14 protein-coding genes and 1 riboswitch are annotated in these 20,259 nt (G+C 67.1%); of the genes, 11 read left to right on the forward strand and 3 right to left on the reverse strand.

Annotated elements, in window-relative coordinates; translation table 11 throughout:
- Positions 1 to 149: 149 nt before the first annotated feature.
- The gene (valS, locus tag R5O87_RS00530) at positions 150 to 2,828 is read right to left on the reverse strand and encodes a valine--tRNA ligase (RefSeq protein ID WP_410556954.1); all 2,679 of its coding nucleotides are present in this window, start codon (positions 2,826 to 2,828) and stop codon (positions 150 to 152) included.
- A gap of 83 nt (positions 2,829 to 2,911) precedes the next feature.
- On the opposite strand from valS, the gene R5O87_RS00535 reads away from it, so the two are divergent.
- Complete coding sequence (locus R5O87_RS00535; protein WP_410556955.1) at positions 2,912 to 3,274, forward strand: DUF488 domain-containing protein; 363 nt, start codon at positions 2,912 to 2,914, stop codon at positions 3,272 to 3,274.
- 9 nt (positions 3,275 to 3,283) lie between these two features.
- Positions 3,284 to 4,063: an SDR family oxidoreductase gene (locus tag R5O87_RS00540; RefSeq protein WP_410556956.1), complete on the forward strand. Its 780-nt coding sequence runs from the start codon at positions 3,284 to 3,286 to the stop codon at positions 4,061 to 4,063.
- Between the two features lie 31 nt (positions 4,064 to 4,094).
- Here the strand turns inward: R5O87_RS00540 and R5O87_RS00545 are convergent, their stop codons facing one another.
- Positions 4,095 to 5,195 carry an endonuclease/exonuclease/phosphatase family protein gene (locus R5O87_RS00545; RefSeq protein WP_410556957.1) on the reverse strand — a complete coding sequence of 367 codons (1,101 nt, stop codon included), beginning with the start codon at positions 5,193 to 5,195 and terminating at the stop codon, positions 4,095 to 4,097.
- 337 nt (positions 5,196 to 5,532) lie between these two features.
- On the opposite strand from R5O87_RS00545, the gene ileS reads away from it, so the two are divergent.
- From ileS to ndk, 4 genes are read left to right on the forward strand one after another with little or no spacing between them, the layout of a single operon-like run.
- Positions 5,533 to 8,850 (forward strand): isoleucine--tRNA ligase, encoded by a 3,318-nt coding sequence (gene ileS, locus R5O87_RS00550; RefSeq protein WP_410556958.1) that lies wholly within the window; start codon positions 5,533 to 5,535, stop codon positions 8,848 to 8,850.
- 3 nt (positions 8,851 to 8,853) lie between these two features.
- Entirely contained in the window at positions 8,854 to 10,215 is a 1,362-nt protein-coding gene (locus R5O87_RS00555; protein WP_410556959.1) for a bifunctional folylpolyglutamate synthase/dihydrofolate synthase, read from the forward strand.
- Positions 10,215 to 10,709 carry a DUF4233 domain-containing protein gene (locus R5O87_RS00560; RefSeq protein ID WP_410556961.1) on the forward strand — a complete coding sequence of 165 codons (495 nt, stop codon included), beginning with the start codon at positions 10,215 to 10,217 and terminating at the stop codon, positions 10,707 to 10,709. Before R5O87_RS00555 ends, R5O87_RS00560 begins: the two co-directional genes overlap by 1 nt.
- A 41-nt stretch (positions 10,710 to 10,750) precedes the next feature.
- Positions 10,751 to 11,170, forward strand: a complete 420-nt coding sequence (gene ndk / locus R5O87_RS00565) for a nucleoside-diphosphate kinase (protein ID WP_003803412.1) — start codon at positions 10,751 to 10,753, stop codon at positions 11,168 to 11,170.
- 91 nt (positions 11,171 to 11,261) lie between these two features.
- Here the strand turns inward: ndk and R5O87_RS00570 are convergent, their stop codons facing one another.
- Positions 11,262 to 11,945, reverse strand: coding sequence for a vitamin K epoxide reductase family protein (locus R5O87_RS00570; RefSeq protein WP_410556963.1), 684 nt, complete (start codon positions 11,943 to 11,945; stop codon positions 11,262 to 11,264).
- 457 nt (positions 11,946 to 12,402) lie between these two features.
- Between R5O87_RS00570 and R5O87_RS00575 the strand changes: the two genes are divergently transcribed.
- The 5 genes from R5O87_RS00575 (at position 12,403) to obgE (ending at position 20,199) form a co-directional block, all read left to right on the forward strand.
- The gene (locus R5O87_RS00575) at positions 12,403 to 15,744 is read left to right on the forward strand and encodes an Rne/Rng family ribonuclease (RefSeq protein WP_410556964.1); all 3,342 of its coding nucleotides are present in this window, start codon (positions 12,403 to 12,405) and stop codon (positions 15,742 to 15,744) included.
- Positions 15,745 to 15,868: 124 nt separating this feature from the next.
- A riboswitch (TPP riboswitch) is annotated at positions 15,869 to 15,965 on the forward strand.
- On the forward strand, positions 15,948 to 17,531 hold the full coding sequence (locus R5O87_RS00580) for a bifunctional hydroxymethylpyrimidine kinase/phosphomethylpyrimidine kinase (RefSeq protein WP_410556965.1): 1,584 nt from the start codon (positions 15,948 to 15,950) through the stop codon (positions 17,529 to 17,531). It overlaps the preceding riboswitch by 18 nt.
- A 328-nt stretch (positions 17,532 to 17,859) precedes the next feature.
- Positions 17,860 to 18,168, forward strand: coding sequence for a 50S ribosomal protein L21 (gene rplU / locus R5O87_RS00585; protein ID WP_003803420.1), 309 nt, complete (start codon positions 17,860 to 17,862; stop codon positions 18,166 to 18,168).
- 59 nt (positions 18,169 to 18,227) lie between these two features.
- The gene (gene rpmA / locus R5O87_RS00590; RefSeq protein ID WP_003803426.1) at positions 18,228 to 18,491 is read left to right on the forward strand and encodes a 50S ribosomal protein L27; all 264 of its coding nucleotides are present in this window, start codon (positions 18,228 to 18,230) and stop codon (positions 18,489 to 18,491) included.
- A gap of 118 nt (positions 18,492 to 18,609) precedes the next feature.
- Positions 18,610 to 20,199, forward strand: coding sequence for a GTPase ObgE (gene obgE, locus R5O87_RS00595; RefSeq protein ID WP_410556966.1), 1,590 nt, complete (start codon positions 18,610 to 18,612; stop codon positions 20,197 to 20,199).
- Positions 20,200 to 20,259: the final 60 nt, after the last annotated feature.

Here is a 20,259-nt window from a genome sequence, read left to right on the forward strand (position 1 = left end):
TACCAGTGACAAGGTAGGAAGACCTGAAATTTCTAAGGATCTTGCCAGACTGTCAAAGATGTCACCAGACAGCCGAAAAGTCGAAGCCCCACCAACGGCAAAACGCTGATGGGGCTTCCCCTTTGCCCTGAATAAGGGCCTGCCTCGGATTAGGCCTGCGCCGGTTCCTCGGCCGGGGCAAGCTGCACGTCACTGACCGTGAGCTCGCCCTCGCCCGTGTTGAGCGAGATGTCCTGCGCGTTGGCTGCGGCCTTGAGGTCTCCGAGCCCTGCCTGAAGCTGGGCCACGAGCGCCTCCGGGGCAGTGATCGTTGCCGACAGCACCTCTGTGCGCTGCTTGACCTTGGCCTCGGACTTGGCCTTCCGGATCCCGCTGAGAGCAATGCCCACGGTGCCCAGCATGCCGGTGTCGCCGTCGGTGATTTCCAGCGGTGCCGGCCAGGCGGCGCGGTGCACGGAACCGGTCCGCCACCAGCCCCAGACCTCTTCAGTGGCGAAGGGCAGGAACGGCGCGAAGAGACGGAGCAGCGAATCCAGCGTGGTGGCCAGGGCGGCCAGCACGGAGGCCTGCTCGGTCTCCCCGGCGGCACCGTAGGCGCGGTCCTTGATCAGCTCGACGTAGTCGTCGGTGAACTGCCAGAAGAACGATTCGCTGATCTGCAGCGCCCGGGCGTAGTCGTAGTTGTCGAAGGCCTTGGTGGCCTGGGCCACGACGTCCGAGAGCTGGGCCAATAATGCACGGTCTAAGGGGTTGGTCAGGGGTCCCCATGCGGGCGTTTTTTCCGCGTGGGGCTGACCAACCCCGGGATTCGTGAGCACTGAAAGGTCCGTGGAGACCACCGAGTTCTCCGTGGCGCCAAGGTTCAGGACGAACTTCGAGGCGTTCAGCAGCTTGATGGCCAGGCGGCGGCCGATCTTCATCTGCGCGATCTCGTAGGCCGTGTCGGCGCCCAGGCGTGCGGAGGCGGCCCAGTAGCGGACGGCGTCGGAGCCGTACTCGTTCAGCACATCCGTCGGCACCACCACGTTGCCCTTGGACTTGGACATCTTCTTGCGGTCCGGGTCCAGGATCCAGCCGGAGATGGCAGCGTGCTTCCAGGGTGCCACGTCCTGCAGGGCGTCGGCGCGGACGGCGGAGGAGAACAGCCACGTCCGGATGATGTCGTGTCCCTGCGGGCGCAGGTCGAACGGGAACACCTTGGCGAACAGGTCCTCGTCCCGGCTCCAGCCGCCCACGATCTGCGGGGTCAGGGAGGACGTGGCCCAGGTGTCCAGCACGTCAGCGTCACCGGTGAAGCCGTTGGGCTGGTCGCGCTGGGATTCGTCGTAGCCCGGTGCGGCGTCGGCCGCCGGGTCCACCGGCAGCAGGTCGTCGGACGGCAGGACAGGGTTGTCGTAGTCCGGGTTGCCCTGGGCGTCCAGCGGGTACCAGACCGGAATCGGCACACCGAAGAAGCGCTGGCGGGAGACGAGCCAGTCGCCGTTGAGGCCGGCAATCCAGTTCTCGTAGCGGGAGCGCATGAAGGACGGGTGGAAGTCGATCTCCTGCCCGCGGCCGATCAGGCGTTCGCGGCGGTCCTCGTCGCGGCCGCCGTTGCGGATGTACCACTGCCGGGACGTGACCACCTCGAGGGGCTTGTCACCCTTTTCGAAGAAGTTCACGGGGTGCGTGATCTTCTTGGGTTCGCCGTCGAGCAGGTCTGCTGCCGTGAGCAGCTCCACTACGGCTTCCTTGGCGGAGAAGACCGTTTTGCCGGCGATGGCGGCGTAGGCTTCGCGGCCGGCGTCCGTGGTGATCCATTCCGGGGTCTCGGCGAGGATGCGGCCGTCGCGGCCCACGATCGCGCGGGTGGGGAGCTGGAGTTCACGCCACCAGGTGACGTCGGTCAGGTCGCCGAAAGTGCAGACCATCGCGATGCCCGAGCCCTTGTCGGCCTTGGCCAGCGGGTGCGCCTTGACCTCCAGTTCGACGTCGAACAGGGGGGACGTGACGGTCTTGCCGAACAGCGGCTGGTACCGCTCGTCGTCGGGGTTAGCCACCAGGGCGGCGCAGGCCGCGAGCAGTTCGGGACGGGTGGTCTCGATGAAGATCTTCTCGCCGTCGGCGGTGAAGAACGGGTAGCGGTAGTACGCGCCCGGCACCTCGCGGTCCTCAAGCTCGGCCTGCGCCACGGCGGTGCGGAACGTGACGTCCCAGAGGGTGGGGGCCTCGGCCATGTAGGCGTCGCCGGCGGCGAGGTTCGCGAGGAACGCGCGCTGGGAGACGGCCCGGGAGGTGTCGTCGATGGTGCGGTAGGTCAGGTTCCAGTCGACGGACAGGCCGAGGGTCTGGAACAGGTTCTCAAAGACCTTTTCGTCCTCGACGGCCAGCTCTTCACACAGTTCGATGAAGTTCTGCCGGGACACGACGTCGAAGTCCCGCTGGTTCTTTGCCGGCTGTGCCGGCGGCTGGTAATCCGGGTTGTACGGAATGGCGGGATCGCAGCGGACGCCATAGTAGTTCTGGACGCGGCGTTCGGTGGGCAGGCCGTTGTCGTCCCAGCCCATGGGGTAGAAGACGTTCTTGCCGGTCATGCGCATGTAGCGGGCCTGCACGTCGGTCTGCGTGAAGGAGAACATGTGGCCCACGTGGAGGGAACCGGAAGCGGTGGGCGGGGGAGTGTCGATCGAGTAGACCTGCTCCCGGGTGGTGTCCGGGTCGAACCGGTAGGTTCCTTCCGCGAGCCAGCGCTGCGTGAGGGCAGCCTCCAGGCCTTCCAGGGCCGGCTTATCGGGAACGTTGATGGGGGCGGTGGCGGGCGTGTCTGTACCCTGCGTTGATTCAGCCATGGTCCCAATTGTTTCATGCCGGGCAGTTGTTTCCTTCCCGGCGGTGGGCGCCGCAGCGCGACAGGGGGAGTAGCATGCGGCCTATGGCGAAAGCAGGCGCTTCCTTTGCGATCAAACGCATCTACGAGGAACCGGCGGACGACGACGGCTGCCGGGTTTTGGTGGACAGGCTCTGGCCGCGCGGGGTCAGCAAGGAACGGGCCCGGCTGGAGCTATGGCTCAAGGAGATCGCGCCCTCGCCGCCGCTGCGGCAGGAGTTCGCCCACATGCAGGAGCGCTTCGAGGACTTCCGTGCCCAGTATGAGGACGAGCTGGCCGGCAATCCGGCGGTGGACCGGCTTCGGGAGTTGGCGGCGCAGCACGGGAAGGTGACGCTCCTGTACGCGGCCAGGGATCCGGACGTGAACCATGCCAGGGTCCTGCTGGAATTCCTGGCGGACCGTTAGGGTGGTGCCATGACTGAGGTTTCCGCAAGCTCCAACGTGTCCACCAGCAAATCAGCCGTCGTGACGGGCGCCAGCTCCGGCATTGGCGAGGCTACCGTGCGCGCGCTCCGAGCCGACGGCTGGACCGTGTATGCCGTCGCCCGCCGCCAGGAACGGCTGGCCGCGCTGGCAGCCGAGACCGGCGCCGCCGCCCTGGCCGCCGATATTTCCGAGGACGCGGACGTTGCACGCCTCCTGGCCGAGGTGACCTCAGCCGGCGGGATCGACACGCTGGTCAACATCGCCGGCGGCGCCCGCGGCGCGGACCGCGTGGGCCAGGCCGTGACCGAGGACTGGGAGTGGATGTACCGCGTGAACGTCCTCGGCACCATGAAGCTCACCCGCGCCTTCCTGCCGATGCTGCGCGAACACGGCGAGGGCACCGTCCTGAACCTGACCTCCACCGCCGGGCTGGATGCCTATGAAGGCGGCGGCGGCTACAACGCCGCGAAGTTCGCCCAGCATGCCCTGACCGGGGCTCTGCGGCTGGAAGAGGCCGACCACAACATCCGGGTCATCGAGATCGCACCCGGCCTGGTTCAGACCGAGGAATTCGCACTCAACCGGTTTGGTGACGCGCAGGCGGCCGGCAAGGTGTACCAGGGCGTGGAGAAGCCGCTCACCGCCGAGGACGTGGCCGATGTGGTGCGCTATGCCGTGAGCGCCCCGCACCATGTGAACCTCGACCAGATCGTCATCCGCCCGGTGGCACAGGCCTCGACCTTCAAGCTGATCCGCAAGCAGGGCTGAGCCGGCTAACCCGTCGCCCGTTCTTGCTGTACTACCCGTCCACCGGGACGGCCAGCGTGGCAACCACCGCCGCGTGGTCCGTCCCGGGAATGCGGTGCACGGCATAGCCCGACGCCGGAACGCGCGGACCGGTGACCACGTGGTCGATGGTGATGCCGGGCAGTGCCTGGCCGTCCATCGGCCAGGTGGGGGTGAACCGCACCCCTGACGCCGTGCCGACGTCCACCAGCTTCCGGCCGCCCGGGCCGCCGTCGAGCAGCCTGCGGAACTCCGAGTGGTCGTAGGTGGCGTTGAAGTCACCCAGCAGCAGCAGGTTGCTCAGGTGCTGGTTGTTGCCTTGGCCCGCTACGTTGCGCGCTACCAGCCGGCCCAGGGATTCCAGGTCGCTGCGCCACTGTCCCACGCGGACATCCACCGGCGGGAGGGTGTGCACGTTGGTGACCTCGAGGGTGGCTGCTGCACTGCCGGCACCGGTAACGGGCACTCGCAGCCGGAAGGTCGGCATCTGGAACGGGGTGTCGGGAATCAGCCCGACGGCTTCCAGCGGGAGTCTTGAGTAGGTTCCGCTGCCCGAGCCGTTCCTGGCGGGGCTGCTGATCCTGTGCGGCAGGAGGCTCCCCAGCCCCTCGGCGGCCAGCCGGTCCTCCAGCGCCTGGGTGTACTCCTGGATGGCGAGCAGTTCCACACCGTTGTCCCGGACCAGCCGGACGATCTCGGCAGCGTCCGCCCTGCCGAAGCGGGAATTGATGGTCATCACCGGCAGCGGAACGGTGCTGCCGGTGCCGGACGGTCTGGCTTTCGCCTCTCCGGCCCCCGCCCCAGCCTGCGATTGTCCGGCGTCTGCTTGTCCGGCGTCGGCCTGCCCCGCATCCGGCGCCCAGAGCCAGAAAAGCTGCGCACCGAGCAGCAGTGCTGCGGCCGCCGTGACCCCGAGCCGCCTGCCCAGCAGTGCCAGGACCAGGGCCACCGCGGCCGGAAACACCAGCCACGGGGTGAAGGACAGCAGCTGCACCACCTGTACGGGCCACTCGGCGGGGATGGCACGGAACACCGACATCGCCGCCACCGGCAGCTGGATGCAGAGCGCCAGCAGCCGCCAGACGGTTTGCGCGCGGTGGGCCGAAGCAGTCATGGACCGAGTCTAGGCCGGGGCTGCCGCATGGTTATGGCCGCCGCGGCCGCAGCAGTTAGACTGGAGCCAACAGCTTCGACCCGGCCATCACCGGTGAGCTTCCGGAAGAACACCCGGCCCGCGGTGCGGACAACCGATCGCGGGGGACCAGGCCAGTAGAACCGGACGGGTAAGCCCGTCACAGCAGCAATGAGCGGCCGCCGTCGGACTCCCTTGGGGTTGGGCAGCGGTAAGTGAGGTGGTACCGCGGTGCCGGTGCAGTTGTAGAACTGCCCACGCGCCGTCCTCGCATCCTGAATGATCCACTTGTTCACCAGCTCAACCCAGGATGTTCGAGATGACGTATTACCCCAAGGCCTCAGCAGCCCCGTCCGGCGAGGGCTCCTCCGCAGGAGTGTCCGCCTCCGTGAAGTTCCCGGAGATCGAGGAGCGGATCCTCAAGTACTGGGACCAGGACGGCACCTTCCAGGCCAGCATCGACCAGCGCAGTGCCGACCTTCCCGGCGGCGCCCCCGGCAGCAACGAATTCGTCTTCTACGACGGCCCGCCGTTCGCCAACGGCCTGCCGCACTACGGACACCTGCTGACCGGCTACGCCAAGGACCTGGTGGGCCGCTACCAGACCCAGCGCGGCAAGCGCGTGGAACGCCGCTTCGGCTGGGACACCCACGGCCTGCCCGCCGAGCTGGAAGCCATGAAGCAGCTGGGCATGACGGACAAGACCCAGATCGAAGCCATGGGCATCGACAAGTTCAACGACGCCTGCCGCGCTTCCGTGATGAAGTACGCCAACGAGTGGCAGGCGTACGTCACCCGCCAGGCCCGCTGGGTGGACTTCGACAACGACTACAAGACGCTCAACGTCGAGTACATGGAGTCGGTGCTCTGGGCCTTCAAGCAGCTGCACGAGAAGGGCCTGACCTATAACGGCTACCGCGTGCTGCCCTACTGCTGGAAGGACGAGACGCCGCTGTCCAACCATGAGCTGCGCATGGACGACGACGTCTACAAGAACCGCCAGGACCAGACCGTCACGGTGACCTTCCCCGTCAAGGCAGGGGAGTCGGAACTCTCCAGGCAGCTGGCCGGCGTGCAGGCGCTCGCCTGGACCACCACGCCCTGGACGCTGCCCACCAACCTGGCGCTCGCCGTCGGGCCTGCCATCAGCTACGCCGTGCTGCCCGCCGGGCCGAACGGCGTCAAAGCCGCCTCGGCGGAAGCGCCGGTCACCGGAAGCTTCCTGCTCGCCGAAGATCTGCTGGGCACCTATGCCAAGGATCTGGGGTACGGTGACGCCGCTGCCGCGGCCGCCGCTGTCACCTCCACCCACTCGGGCGCCGAACTTGAGGGACTCAGCTACGAGCCGCTGTGGCACGACTTCGCCGACACGGAAAAGTACGGCACCCAGAACGCGTGGCAGTTCCTCGTGGCGGACTACGTCACCACCACCGACGGCACCGGCATCGTCCACCAGGCACCCGCCTACGGTGAGGACGACCAGAAGGTCTGTGAGGAAGCCGGCATACCCGTAGTCCTCTCCGTCGACGAGGGCGCCAAGTTCCTCCACCTGTTCGCCCACGGCGACCTGCACGACATCGTCGGCCTCCAGGTCTTCGACGCAAACAAGCCCATCACCCAGGTGCTCCGCGCCCAGGGCCGCCTGGTCCGCCAGGCCAGCTACGAGCACAGCTACCCGCACTGCTGGCGCTGCCGCAACCCCCTGATCTACCGCGCCGTGTCCTCCTGGTACGTGGAGGTCACCAAGTTCCGCGACCGGATGTCCGAGCTGAACCAGGAGATCAACTGGATCCCCGGCAACGTCAAGGACGGCCAGTTCGGCAAATGGCTCGCCAACGCCCGCGACTGGTCCATCAGCCGCAACCGCTACTGGGGCAGCCCCATCCCGGTGTGGCAGTCCAGCGACCCCGAGTACCCGCGCACCGACGTGTACGGGTCCCTCGCGGAGATCGAGGCCGACTTCGGCCGGCTGCCGCTGAACAAGGACGGCCAGGTGGATCTGCACCGGCCGTTCATCGACGAGCTGACCCGGCCCAACCCGGATGACCCGCGCACCCCCGAAGAGGGCCAGTCGGTCATGCGCCGCGTGGAGGACGTGCTGGACGTCTGGTTCGACTCCGGCTCCATGCCCTACGGCCAGGTGCACTACCCGTTCGAAAACGAGGCCTGGTTCGACACCCACAACCCGGCCGACTTCATCGTGGAGTACATCGGACAGACCCGCGGCTGGTTCTACATGCTGCACATCCTGTCCACCGCGCTGTTTGACCGGCCGGCCTTCCGGAATGTCATCAGCCACGGCATCGTGCTGGGCTCGGACGGCCAGAAGATGTCCAAGAGCCTGCGCAACTACCCGGACGTCTCCGAGGTGCTGGACCGCGACGGCTCCGACGCCATGCGCTGGTTCCTCATGTCCAGCCCCATCCTGCGCGGCGGCAACCTCGTGGTCACCGAACAGGGCATCCGCGACGGCGTCCGCCAGGTCATCCTGCCGCTGTGGAACGTGTACAGCTTCTTCACGCTGTACACGAATGCCGCCAAGGGCGGTGCGGGCTACGACGCGCAGCTGCGGTACGACGGCTACACCGACACGCTGGACCAGTACCTGCTGGCCAACACCGGCGACCTGGTCCGGAACATGACCGCCCAGCTGGACACCTACGACATCTCCGGTGCCTGCGACGAGCTCCGCAGCTACCTGGACATGCTCACCAACTGGTATGTCCGCCGCAGCCGCCAGCGCTTCTTCGACGAGAACGCCGACGCCTTCGACGCCCTGTACACCGCGCTGGAAGCCGTGTGCCGCGTGGCCGCGCCGCTGCTTCCGCTGGTCTCCGAGGAGATCTGGCGCGGCCTCACCGGCGGGCGCTCCGTGCACCTCGCCGACTGGCCGGAGCCCGCGCTGTTCCCCTCCAACGCAGCCCTGGTCGAGGCGATGGACCGCGTGCAGCAGATCTGCTCCACCGGCTCCTCGCTGCGTAAGGCCGCGAACCTGCGCGTCCGCCTGCCGCTGCAGGAACTCACTGTGGTGGCACCCGGTGCAGATGCGCTGGAAGGCTTTGCCGCCGTCGTCGCGGACGAGCTGAATCTGCGCTCGGTCCGCCTGCTGGATGCCGCCAGCGCCTCCCCGGAGGAGTTCGGCATCGAGCAGAAGCTCGTGGTCAACGCCCGGGCCGCCGGTCCGCGCCTCGGCAAGAACGTGCAGCTGGCCATCAAGGGTTCCAAGTCCGGCGACTGGTCAGTCTCCGACGCCGGTGTGGTCACCGCGGGCGGCCTCGAGCTGGAACCGCAGGAATACACGCTGGAGACGGTGGTGGCAGAGTCCGAGGGCGGTTCGGCCTCGGTCGCAGTACTGCCCGGCGGCGGTTTCGTGGTACTGAACACCGAGGTCACCCCCGAGCTCGAGGCCGAAGGCCTGGCCCGCGACATGGTCCGTGCCATCCAGCAGGCCCGCAAGGACGCCGCGCTGAACGTGAGCGACCGGATCCGCACCACCGTGAACGCCGCGCAGAACGTCATCGACGCCCTGCTGGCGAACGCCGAGCTGGTGAAGACCGAAACACTGACGCTCGAGCTGGAGGCCGTGCCGGCCGACGCCGCGGAGCCGCGCATCACCGTCGAAAAAGTGGGGGCCTGAAACATGACCGACGAATTCTCCGTGGAGAGCGTCTACGCCGAGCTGCTGGGCCGGGCACCGGAAAACAAGATGGAACCCCGGCTGGCGCCGCTGTTCCGTGCTATGGATGTGCTGGGGGAGCCGAACAAGGCCTACCCGATCATCCACATCACCGGCACCAACGGCAAAACGTCCACGGCCCGGATGATCGAGGCGGGCCTGCGCGCCCACGGCCTCAGCACCGGCCGCTACACCAGCCCGCACCTGTCCAAGGTGACGGAGCGGATCAGCCTGGACGGCGCGCCCGTGTCCGACGAGACGTTCGTGCGCATCTGGGACGAGATCCGGCCGTACCTGCAGATCGTCGACGACGAACTCACCGCCGAGGGCCAGCCCCGGCTGACGTACTTCGAGTGCCTCACCATCCTGGCCTTCGCCGTGTTTGCCGACCAGCCGGTCAACGTGGCCATCATGGAGGTGGGGCTCGGCGGCATCACCGACGCCACCAACGTGGGCGACGGCCAGGTGTCCGTGGTAACCCCCATCTCCCTGGACCACACCGACCTGCTGGGCGACACCACCGAGGACATCGCCTACGAGAAGGCCGGCATTATCAAGCCCGGCGGGTTCCTCGTCAGCGCTGCCCAGCCACTGGACGCCGCCCAGGTCCTGCTGGAGAAAGCCAAGGAGGTGCAGGTGCCGTTCCGCTTCGAAGGGGTGGAATTCGGCGTCGAGTCCCGGCAGGTCGCCGTCGGCGGCCAGGTGGTGACCGTCCAGGGGATCGCCGGCCGCTACCCGGACCTCATGGTTCCGCTGCACGGTGCCCACCAGGCCGAGAACGCGGCCGTGGCCGTGGCCGCGCTGGAGGCATTCCTCGGCGGCGGCGAAAAAGAGCTGTCCCTGGAGGTCCTGCAGGAGGCCTTCGCCACCGTCTCATCCCCGGGACGCCTGGAAGTGGTGCGGACAGCCCCCACCATCATCGTGGACGCCGCCCACAACCCGGACGGCATCCGGGCCTCCGCCGAGGCCATCCAGGAGGCCTTCAGCTTCAGCAAGCTGGTGACCGTGGTGGGCGTGCTCAAGGAGAAGGACGCCGAGGAGATCCTGCGCCAGCTCAAGGAGTCGCTGGGCGACCTCGCGGAGGAATTCTGCTTCACCCAGTCGAATTCCCCGCGGGCGGTGCCGGCAGCGGAACTGGCGGAGCTCGCCGTCGACCTCGGCTTTGGCGAGGAAAACGTGCACATCGCCGAGAAGCTGGACGACGCGCTGGAGTGGGCCGTGGAACGTGCCGAAGCGAATGACGACCTCGCCGGCGGCGTGCTCGTGACCGGCTCCATCACGCTGGTGGCGGACGCCCGCATCCTGCTTGGAAAGGCGGCAACCTGATGGCGCGGCTCACCAAGGCGCAGCGCGAATGGCGCCCGGGCATGCCCAGGAAGCGGCGGTCCACCAAGGTCATGTTCGCCTCGACGGTCCTGCTGCTGGAGGCCTTCGTGGTCTTCTTCGCAACGCTGGCGGTGTTCGGCCTTCGCCGCGCCGAGATCTCACCGGCATTGATTCTCTCCGTGGGCATCGGCCTGAGCGTGGTGCTGATCCTGGCCTGCGCCGTGCTGTCCAGGCCGTGGGGTGTGGCGCTGGGCTGGATCCTGCAGGTGGTGCTCATCCTGACCGGCTTTGCCGAGCCCATGATGTTCCTCGTGGGCGCGTTGTTCGCCCTCGCGTGGTGGTACGGCATCCGGGCGGGAATCCGCATTGACCGCGAGTCGGCCCAGCGGGAACGCGAGCAGGCCGAATGGGATGCCGCGCACCCGGAGGCCGCCGGCACTGAAGGCACTGGCACTGAAGGCGCCGGCTCTGACGGCACTGGCCAGACCCCGTAGACTTACCGTCGAAACCCACAACCAACCTCATTGGAGCAACCGTGAGCATTGAGCGCACCCTTGTCCTGATCAAGCCGGACGGCGTCACCCGCAACCTGACCGGCGAAATCCTCAAGCGGATCGAAGCCAAGGGCTACACCCTGGCCGAACTCAAGAAGACCAACGCCAGCCGGGAACTGCTCGAGCAGCACTACGAGGAGCACGTGGGCAAGCCGTTCTACGAGCCGCTCGTCGAGTTCATGCTCAGCGGCCCCGTGGTCGCCGCCATCTTCGAAGGCCACCGAGTCATCGAGGGCTTCCGCTCGCTGGCCGGCACCACCGATCCCACGACGGCGGCCCCCGGCACCATCCGCGGCGACTTCGGCCGCGACTGGGGCCTGAAGGTCCAGCAGAACCTCGTCCACGGCTCGGACTCGGTGGACTCGGCCGAGCGCGAAATCAAGATCTGGTTCCAGGCCTAAACCTCCCGGCAGGTTAAGCGCGAACTGGCAGCTAATGCCCCGAAACGTAGGTTTTGAGGGCGTTAGCTGCCAGTTCGCGCTTTTTATTGGCTTAGAAGCCTGAGGTGCCGGCGAACACCTGGATGAACGCGAAGAAAATCGTGGCGATCACGGCCACGTAGAGCAGGGCCGAGATGACCCAGCCGGAATCGCCCAGGATGCGGGCCAGGCCTGCCGGCGCCGGAATCACGCCGTGGACGACGTTCCGCACGGTGACCCAGACGAAGAGCGGAATCATCGCTGCCCAGACGACCATGCAGAACGGGCACAGGATGTGGATGGAATACAGCGCCTGGGACCACAGCCACACCACGAAGATGAATCCAAGGGTGATGCCGGCCTGTAGCCCAAGCCAGTACCAGCGGGCGAACCGGGCGCCGGCAAGCAGCGCCATGCCCGCGGTGGTGGTGATGGCGAAGGCGACAATTCCGATGAACATGTTCGGGAAGCCGAAGACTGAACTCTGCCACGTCTGCATAACCTGCCCGCAGGAAATCCAGGGGTTTACGTCGCAGACGGTGGCGTGGTTGGGATCCTTGAGGACCTCAAGCTTTTCCAGCACCAGGATGCCGGATGCCAGCCAGCCCACAACGCCGGTGATGACCAGCAGCCAGCCGAAGGGGCGGTCGCGTGTCATGGCCGGTACGGCGGCACCGGCCGAAGCCGCGGCGGGCCCGGCACCGTCCTGGTGATCCTGATCGTAGTCCGTGCCCGTGGAAGGCGAAGTGCGTGGCATGGGATGGCGTCCTTTGTCTGGGGTGCTCCTGCCCAGATTGTATCGCCGCCAGCTTGAGGCAGCCTGTACCCGCGGCCCACGGCCCCATTGACCGGCTTTGTCACACAATTACAGGGTATTTGAACGGCAATATGAGAGAATGGTCGTGGCTGGAGCGCGAACCACATTCGAACTCCAGTCCGGTGGCTTGTTCCCAAGACCGCCAATGAGCAGTGGTGCAGGCTTCGGAAAGCAGATCCAGCCGCCCACCTTCCATTGGAAGGCACCTGGTTGTGGTTGTCAGAAACAACGGGTTCCAGTAACAAGCCCGCCGGCCTGTCAGGCCTGCCGCACCCCACTGCCGGTGCGAGCCTGCTGGTATCCAATTGACTTCTGTCAATGCCTGCGGGTTTTGACAATATGTGCCCCAATGGGTGCCGAATGTGGCGGCATGTCAGGGGCAGGAGTGTTGCCACATATGGATAATGACCAGGTTATAGCCGAAAATGTCGAACCGGCTGCCGCCGGCGAAGCCGCCGCCGAGGCCCCCAAGAAAGCCACCAGGACCCGGCGCAAGGCCACGCCCAAGGCCAAGTCAGCAGACGCGGAGTCCGTGGCGCCGGAGGCCCTCGCGGAAACCGTGACGACGACCGGAGACGCAGCAGCTGAGGCCGCCGTGCCGGAAACCGGTGCATCTGAAATCTCAGCGCCGGAATCGGCTGACGCGGCCGCAGAAGCACCGGCCAAGGCCCCGGTCCGCCGGACCCGCGCCCGGAAGAAGGCCGCCGAGGAACCGCTGCCCGCCTTTGCGGAAGGTGCCGGAGCGGAAGTCGACGTGCAGGAGGCCGGCGCGCAGACGGCCATCACGGAGCAGCCCGCTGCAGTGCAGGCCACAGAGGAACCGGCCGCCGAGTCCAAGCCCGTGCGCCGCCGCCGGACCACAAAGGCCAAAGCCGCTGAGCCGGCCGAAAGCCCCGCCGAATCCGGGGAATCTGCAGAGGTATCCGCCGCTGTCACGGCCTCCGCGGTGCCGTCCGTGGGTCAGGCCGAAGTAGCCACCGAGGCGGCTGCAGCACCTGCCGCTGCCTCCGTGCCTGTAGCTGCCCCGGCACCTGTATCCGAGGTAGCCGCCGAACCGGCAGTTGCACAGGAAGCCGTTGCCGAGGAAGAAGCCGAAGAAGAAGGGGCCGCCGGGCAGTCGCCCGTGGGTTCGCTTTTCCTGGAGCCGGCATCAGTAACGTCGATCATCTTCCAGGCCCCTGACCTGAACACGGTCATCCGTCCTGCAGCTCCCGCCAAGGAGGAGGCAGCCGCCGAGGAGGGCGAGGACGAGCTGGAGGACGAGGGCGGCCGGCGCCGGCGGCGCAGCCGCGGCCGCCGCGGCCGCAGCCGGACCGACCGTGAGACCGCCGAGGGCGATGAGGGAACGGACGTTTCCGACGAAGCCCTCGAAGACGAAACCGGGCAGCCGGACGACGGCGTGACGTCCCGCCGTCGCCGTCGCCGCCGCCGCGGTGACCAGGACCTGGAACTGACCGGCGGGGGAGACGACGATCCCCCCAACACGGTCACCCGCGTCCGCGCCCCCCGGGCCATCAGCGAGGCACCGGCGAGCAACCGCGTGACCAGCGTCAAGGGCTCCACCCGCCTGGAGGCCAAGAAGCAGCGCCGCCGCGAATCACGGGACACCGGCCGCCGCCGCACCGTGATCACCGAGGCCGAGTTCCTGGCCCGCCGGGAGTCCGTGGACCGCCAGATGATCGTCCGCCAGCGGGACGACAGAATCCAGATCGGTGTCCTGGAAGACGGCGTGCTTGCTGAGCACTTCGTCTCCAAGACGCAGCAGGACTCCCTGATCGGCAACGTCTACCTGGGCAAGGTCCAGAACGTCCTGCCGTCCATGGAGGCTGCCTTCGTCGACATCGGACGCGGCCGCAACGCCGTGCTGTACGCCGGTGAGGTCAACTGGGACGCAGCCACCCTCGAGGGCAAGCAGCGCCGGATCGAAAACGCGCTCAAGTCCGGCGATTCCGTCCTGGTCCAGGTCACCAAGGATCCGGTCGGCCACAAGGGTGCACGGCTGACCAGCCAGATCTCCCTGCCGGGCCGGTACCTCGTGTACGTCCCGGGCGGGTCCATGACCGGCATCTCCCGCAAGCTGCCCGACGTCGAGCGCAACCGCCTGAAGCGCATCCTCAAGGACCGTCTCCCCGAGGACGCGGGCGTCATTGTGCGCACGGCCGCCGAAGGTGCCTCCGAGGAGGAACTGACCCACGACATCAACCGCCTCCGTGCCCAGTGGGAGGGGATTGAGAGTCAGGCGAAGTCCACCAAGGTCCTCGCGCCCGAACTGCTCTACGGCGAACCGGACCTGACCATCAAGGTTGTGCGTGACGTCTTCAACGAGGACTTCTCCAAGCTGATCGTCTCCGGCGACGAGGCGTGGGACACCATCGAGGCTTACGTCACCTACGTTGCCCCGGACCTGGTGGGCCGGCTCGAAAAGTGGACCAAGGACGAGGACATTTTCTCGGCCTGGCGCATCGACGAGCAGATCCACAAGGCACTGGACCGCAAGGTCTTCCTGCCGTCCGGCGGCTCGCTGGTCATTGACCGCACCGAGGCCATGACGGTGGTTGACGTCAACACCGGCAAGTTCACCGGCAGCGGCGGCAATCTCGAAGAGACTGTCACCAAGAACAACCTTGAAGCAGCCGAGGAAGTTGTCCGCCAGCTGCGTCTGCGCGACATCGGCGGCATCATCGTTATCGACTTCATCGACATGGTGCTGGAGTCCAACCGCGACCTCGTCCTGCGACGCCTCGTGGAATGCCTGGGCCGCGACAGGACCAAGCACCAGGTGGCCGAAGTGACCTCCCTGGGACTCGTGCAGATGACGCGCAAGCGCATGGGCACCGGCCTCCTGGAAGTCTTCGGCGAGCAGTGCGAGGCATGTGCAGGCCGGGGCGTCGTCACCCATGACGAGCCGGTGGAGCACCGCCGCGCCAACACCGTGGCAGCGGAGCACCACGTGCACCGTGCCGAGGTCCAGCCGCCCGCCAGGTCAGAGCGGAAGCGCCGCCGCGGCAAGGGCGGACAGCCCTCCTCAGAGTCCTCCCCGGCTGCCCCGGCTGCACTGCACCACCCGGAACCGTCGGAAGCGGAACGCCACGCCAAGGCTGAAGCGACCCGTGCTGCCCTCGCCAACATCGCGGCGGCGGCCCATGCCGCCCACCTGCATGAGGAAGCAGCGCACAGCGCCGCGGCGTCGGGTGAGGCCGCCCGGCCTGCCGCATCCGCGGCCGCCGCACCGGAAAGCCCCGTCGTGCACCGCGCGCCGGAAACGGAGAGCGTCTCCGGCCGGCCCGGCGCAGTGCTTACGTTCGGCGGCGAGAAGGTGATTCTTCCGTTCGTCGATCACAGCGACGAGCCGGTCAAGGAAGCGCCGGCCCTGACGCTGGACCGCCTCGAGGAAGCCTTCGCGCACCTCGGTGCTCCGGTTGCCCCGGCCGAAGAGGAAGAGGCTCCCCCCGCCGTCCAGCAGGCAAGCGCGCAGCCCGCCGGGGCCCAGCCGGTGGAAAGCCCAGCCGCGACGTCCCGCAGCCGCCGTCCGCGCCGCAACCGCAGTGCCAGCCGCGCCCAGGGCGCAGCCAACGAGACATCCGTGGAACACCACGACGTCGCGCCGGCTGCCGCCGCCGGGCACTCGCACGAGGCCAAGGCCCCGGAAGCAGGCGATGCGCAGACGGCCAAGGCGGCTCCGCAGGCAGCCAGCGAACCGATCATTCTGGGCGTCGGGGTACCGGCCTCGGAACTGTAAGGCAAAGAAGGAGGTCCGGCACCGCGGTCGCGGTGCCGGACCTTTCTGGTTCCTGCCGGTGTGGCCGCCGGCCTGTCGCAAACGTCAAATTCAGTGCCCGACGCCGATCCACCCGCTAGGCTGGAGGACTGACACGGGGTGCCGCGCACGGGCCGGCTGAGATCCAAACCCGTTGAACCTGTCCGGTTAGCACCGGCGAAGGGATGTCTTCCTTGTCATCAGCATCACTCCTGCCCGCACCCGCGGCAGCCGCCGGTTCCCTTCTGGAAACCGCGGCGCCGGCCGTCTCGACCTCCCGGGAAATTCCCCGGGTCCTTGCCATCGCAGGCTCGGATCCGTCCGGCGGTGCCGGCATCCAGGCCGACCTGAAAAGCATCGCGGCCCACGGCGGCTACGGGATGGCGGCAATAACGGCCCTCACCGCCCAGAACACCACCGGCGTGCGGGGGGTGCATGTTCCGCCGGCTTCCTTCCTGTCAGCCCAACTCGACGCCGTCAGCGACGATATCCATGTGGACGCCGTGAAGATCGGCATGCTGGGGGATGCACAGGTGATCGCCGCGGTCCGCAGCTGGCTCGAAGAGGTGCGGCCCGGCGTCGTGGTTCTGGATCCGGTGATGGTGGCCACCAGCGGTGACCGCCTCCTGCAGGAGTCTGCGGAAGCAGCCCTCCGGCAGCTGCTGCCGCTGGCGCACCTGATCACCCCCAACCTTCCCGAGCTGGCCATGCTTCTCGGCGAACCCGAAGCCGCTGACTGGGCCGCCGCCCTAGAGCAGGGCAGGCGGCTTGCGGACCAGACCGGCGCCACGGTCCTGGTCAAGGGCGGCCACCTGAACGTCTCAACCTGCCCGGATGCCCTCGTGAACACGGCCGGGCTGCTGTCGGCGGAGGTGGTGGAGGTCGCAGGCGAGCGGATCAGCACGCGGAACAGCCACGGCACCGGGTGTTCGCTCTCCTCGGCAATGGCCACTGCACAGGCGCGCCTGGGGGACTGGGAAGAATCACTGCGAACGGTCAAGCCCTGGCTGGCCGGGGCACTCCGCACGTCCATGCAGCTGGAAGTCGGCGCCGGCAACGGACCGATTAACCACTTCCACCACGTGGCACAGACCGGAACTGCAGCAAAGCAGGAACGCAAGGGCGGGTTCGCGGAACTGCTGCGCGCCGAGACTGTTGCCGACCTGGAAGCCATCTATGGCCTGGGCTTCATCCGTGGGTTGGCCGACGGCACCCTGGTGGAGAAGGAATTCGCGTATTACCTCGCCCAGGATGCCATTTACCTCAACGGCTACTCCCGCGTCCTGGCCCGGGCCAGCGCGCTGGCGCCAACAGAGCCGGAGCAGCTGTTCTGGGCCCGCTCCGCCCAGCAATGCCTGGAGGTGGAGTCGGAACTGCACCGCAACTGGCTCAGCACGCGCACCGTGCCGACAGAGCTAGGCCCCGTCACCAAGGCCTACGTGGATCATCTGGTGGCGGCCTCGGCGGGCGGCAGCTACGCGGTGCTGGTCGCCGCGGTGCTGCCATGCTTCTGGTTGTACGCCGAGGTGGGGGAGACCCTGCACGCCGAGTATTTGGCTGCCGGGGCGCCGGAGGGGCACCCGTATGCCGAGTGGCTGCGGACCTATGCCGATGAGGAGTTCGCTGCCGCCACGCTGCGGGCGATCGACATCGCGGACGGCGCCGGCCGGGCCGCGTCCGCGGGGGAGCGCGAAGCGATGGTCACGGCCTTCCGGCAGTCCTGCCGGTACGAGGTGGAATTCTTCGACGCGCCGAGCCGCCACAGCTGAGCGGAAGCGGCCGCAGAGCCCGGTAAGATAGTCGCGCACGGCATTGGATGTCCGGAACAGCGCCCCCTGTGGTGCCTATCACGGACGACCCGCCGGTGCCAGCCTCATTTGCGACCGACGATGGAATTAGCGTATTCTAGATCTTCGGTGCTTACGCCAACACTTGGGTTATGACCCGGGATCGTCCACTCGGACTTGTTCCTGGGATAGCTCACGGGTTCCCCCGGGCAATCCACGGCGTTGAGGCACAGCGAGAACCAGGCCAATTTCCGGACCCGGGTTCCGCACGCAAATTTAGTAATAAACGTCGAGAGAAGTGAGTTCCCAAGTGGTGTACGCGATTGTCCGCGCAGGCGGCCGCCAAGAGAAGGTTTCCGTTGGAGACTTCGTTACCCTGAACCGCGTCGCCGGTGGAGCTGGCAGCACCATTGAGCTGCCCGCGCTGCTCCTGGTAGACGGTGACAAGGTCACCTCCGCAGCTGCGGACCTGGCCAAGGTAACTGTTACGGCTGAGATCCTCCAGGACCTCCGTGGTCCGAAGATCGTCATCCAGAAGTTCAAGAACAAGACCGGTTACAAGAAGCGCCAGGGTCACCGTCAGGAACTGACCAAGGTCAAGATCACCGGCATCAAGTAACCTCCGGTTACTGTTCAGGTTTCCAGCAGTTTTTCCAGAATTAAAGGCAGGCATTCCAAATGGCACACAAAAAAGGCGCGAGCTCCACTCGCAACGGTCGTGACTCCAACGCCCAGTACCTCGGCGTCAAGCGCTTCGGCGGCCAGGTAGTTTCCGCTGGCGAAATCATCGTCCGCCAGCGCGGCACCCACTTCCACCCCGGTGCGGGCGTTGGCCGTGGCGGCGACGACACCCTGTTCGCACTGCAGGCAGGTGCCGTTGAATTCGGCACGCGCCGCGGCCGTCGGGTCGTCAACATCGTTGCTGCTGCAGCTGCAGAGTAACAACCAGTTCTGAAGCGGTGGAGCGGGCCATGATGGCTCGCTCCACTGTTCTTTTAACCGCATTACAATCGATTTGGACGTCCAGGACGGCCAAATTCAGCAACAGAGGAGATTCACCGTGGCGAGCTTTGTAGACCGGGTAGTACTGCACGTATCCGGCGGTACCGGCGGCCACGGCTGTGTCTCCGTGAAGCGTGAGAAGTTCAAGCCGCTGGGCGGGCCCGACGGCGGCAACGGCGGCGACGGCGGCGACGTCATCCTGCGCGTCGACTCGCAGACCACCACGCTGCTGGACTACCACCACGCGCCCCACCGGCACGCCACCAACGGCGGCCCCGGCATGGGTGACTGGCGCGGCGGCAGGAACGGCGAAACCCTGGTCCTGCCCGTTCCCGACGGCACCGTCGTCAAGACCAAGGACGGCAAGGTCCTGGCCGACCTCGTGGGCGAAGGCACCGAGTTCGTTGCAGCCTCCGGCGGGCAGGGCGGGCTCGGCAACGCCGCGCTGTCCTCCCAGAAGCGCCGTGCGCCAGGTTTTGCGCTGCTCGGCATTGAGGGTGACGCCAGCGATATTGTCCTGGAGCTGAAGTCGATCGCCGACATTGCGCTGGTGGGTTTCCCCTCCGCCGGCAAGTCCAGCCTGATCGCGGCCATGTCCGCCGCCCGGCCGAAGATCGCCGACTACCCCTTCACCACGCTCATCCCGAACCTTGGCGTGGTCCAGGCCGGCGACGTCCGTTTCACCATTGCCGACGTCCCCGGCCTCATCGAAGGCGCCAGCGAAGGCAAGGGCCTGGGTCACAACTTCCTGCGACACGTCGAGCGCTGCGCAGCTTTGGTGCACGTTTTGGACTGCGGTACGCTGGAATTTGACCGAGATCCGCTCTCCGACCTCGCAATTATCGAAACCGAGCTCGAAAAGTATGCAGTGGACATGAGCTACGCCGGCTCGAACGGCGAAGTTGTCCCGCTCAACCACCGCCCCCGGCTGGTGGCACTTAACAAGGTAGACCTGCCTGACGGCAAGGACATGGCAGAGTTCGTCCGGCCGGAGCTGGAGTCCCGCGGCTACCGTGTGTTCGAAGTGTCAGCCACGAGCCACGAGGGCCTGCGCCAGCTCGGCTTCGCCATGGCAGAGATCGTCAAGGCCGCGCGCGACAGCGTGGAAGCCACCCCGCCGAAGGTGCACGCACCGGTACTGCGGCCCCGCGCCGTCAACGAGACCGGTTTCCGGATCCGCCGCGAGGAGAAGAACCTGGAGCCGCTGTTCCGTGTGCTGGGCGAGAAGCCCGTGCGCTGGGTCAAGCAGACGGACTTCACCAACGAGGAAGCCATTGGCTACCTTGCCGACCGCCTGGCCAAGCTGGGTGTCGAAACCGAGCTGTTCAAGCAGGGCGCCAAGCCCGGCGACACCGTGGTGATCGGTGAGGACGACGGCGTGGTGTTCGACTGGGAGCCGACCATGATGGCTGGCGCCGAGCTGCTGGCCTCGCCGCGCGGCACGGACGTCCGCTTCGCCGACATCGGCGACCGTCCCACCCGCAGCCAGAAGCGCGAGGAGCAGATCGAACGCCGCGAGGCGAAGGCGGCGGCGCGGGCCGAGCTGGAAGCCGAGCGCAAGGCCGGCATCTGGACCGAGTCCGTCAGCGCGCGGCGGGCTGCCCAGCCCCTTAAGGAGAGCGGACTGAACACCGACCATGAGGAGTGAACCCGCACACGTGACCGATACTTCCGCAATTGTCATCGAGGAACCCAGGACCGACGACCG

This window comes from Arthrobacter globiformis, assembly GCF_046536215.2.
GTDB classification, from domain to species: Bacteria; Actinomycetota; Actinomycetes; order Actinomycetales; family Micrococcaceae; genus Arthrobacter; species Arthrobacter globiformis_E.

Bases quoted from the DNA above. Each gene is read 5' to 3' on its own strand.
- valS (WP_410556954.1), bottom strand. From the start codon at position 2,828: ATGGCTGAATCAACGCAGGGTACAGACACGCCCGCCACCGCCCCCATC.
- R5O87_RS00535 (WP_410556955.1), top strand. From the start codon at position 2,912: ATGGCGAAAGCAGGCGCTTCCTTTGCGATCAAACGCATCTACGAGGAA.
- R5O87_RS00540 (WP_410556956.1), top strand. From the start codon at position 3,284: ATGACTGAGGTTTCCGCAAGCTCCAACGTGTCCACCAGCAAATCAGCC.
- R5O87_RS00545 (WP_410556957.1), bottom strand. From the start codon at position 5,195: ATGACTGCTTCGGCCCACCGCGCGCAAACCGTCTGGCGGCTGCTGGCG.
- ileS (WP_410556958.1), top strand. From the start codon at position 5,533: ATGACGTATTACCCCAAGGCCTCAGCAGCCCCGTCCGGCGAGGGCTCC.
- R5O87_RS00555 (WP_410556959.1), top strand. From the start codon at position 8,854: ATGACCGACGAATTCTCCGTGGAGAGCGTCTACGCCGAGCTGCTGGGC.
- R5O87_RS00560 (WP_410556961.1), top strand. From the start codon at position 10,215: ATGGCGCGGCTCACCAAGGCGCAGCGCGAATGGCGCCCGGGCATGCCC.
- R5O87_RS00570 (WP_410556963.1), bottom strand. From the start codon at position 11,945: ATGCCACGCACTTCGCCTTCCACGGGCACGGACTACGATCAGGATCAC.
- R5O87_RS00575 (WP_410556964.1), top strand. From the start codon at position 12,403: ATGGATAATGACCAGGTTATAGCCGAAAATGTCGAACCGGCTGCCGCC.
- R5O87_RS00580 (WP_410556965.1), top strand. From the start codon at position 15,948: ATGTCTTCCTTGTCATCAGCATCACTCCTGCCCGCACCCGCGGCAGCC.
- rpmA (WP_003803426.1), top strand. From the start codon at position 18,228: ATGGCACACAAAAAAGGCGCGAGCTCCACTCGCAACGGTCGTGACTCC.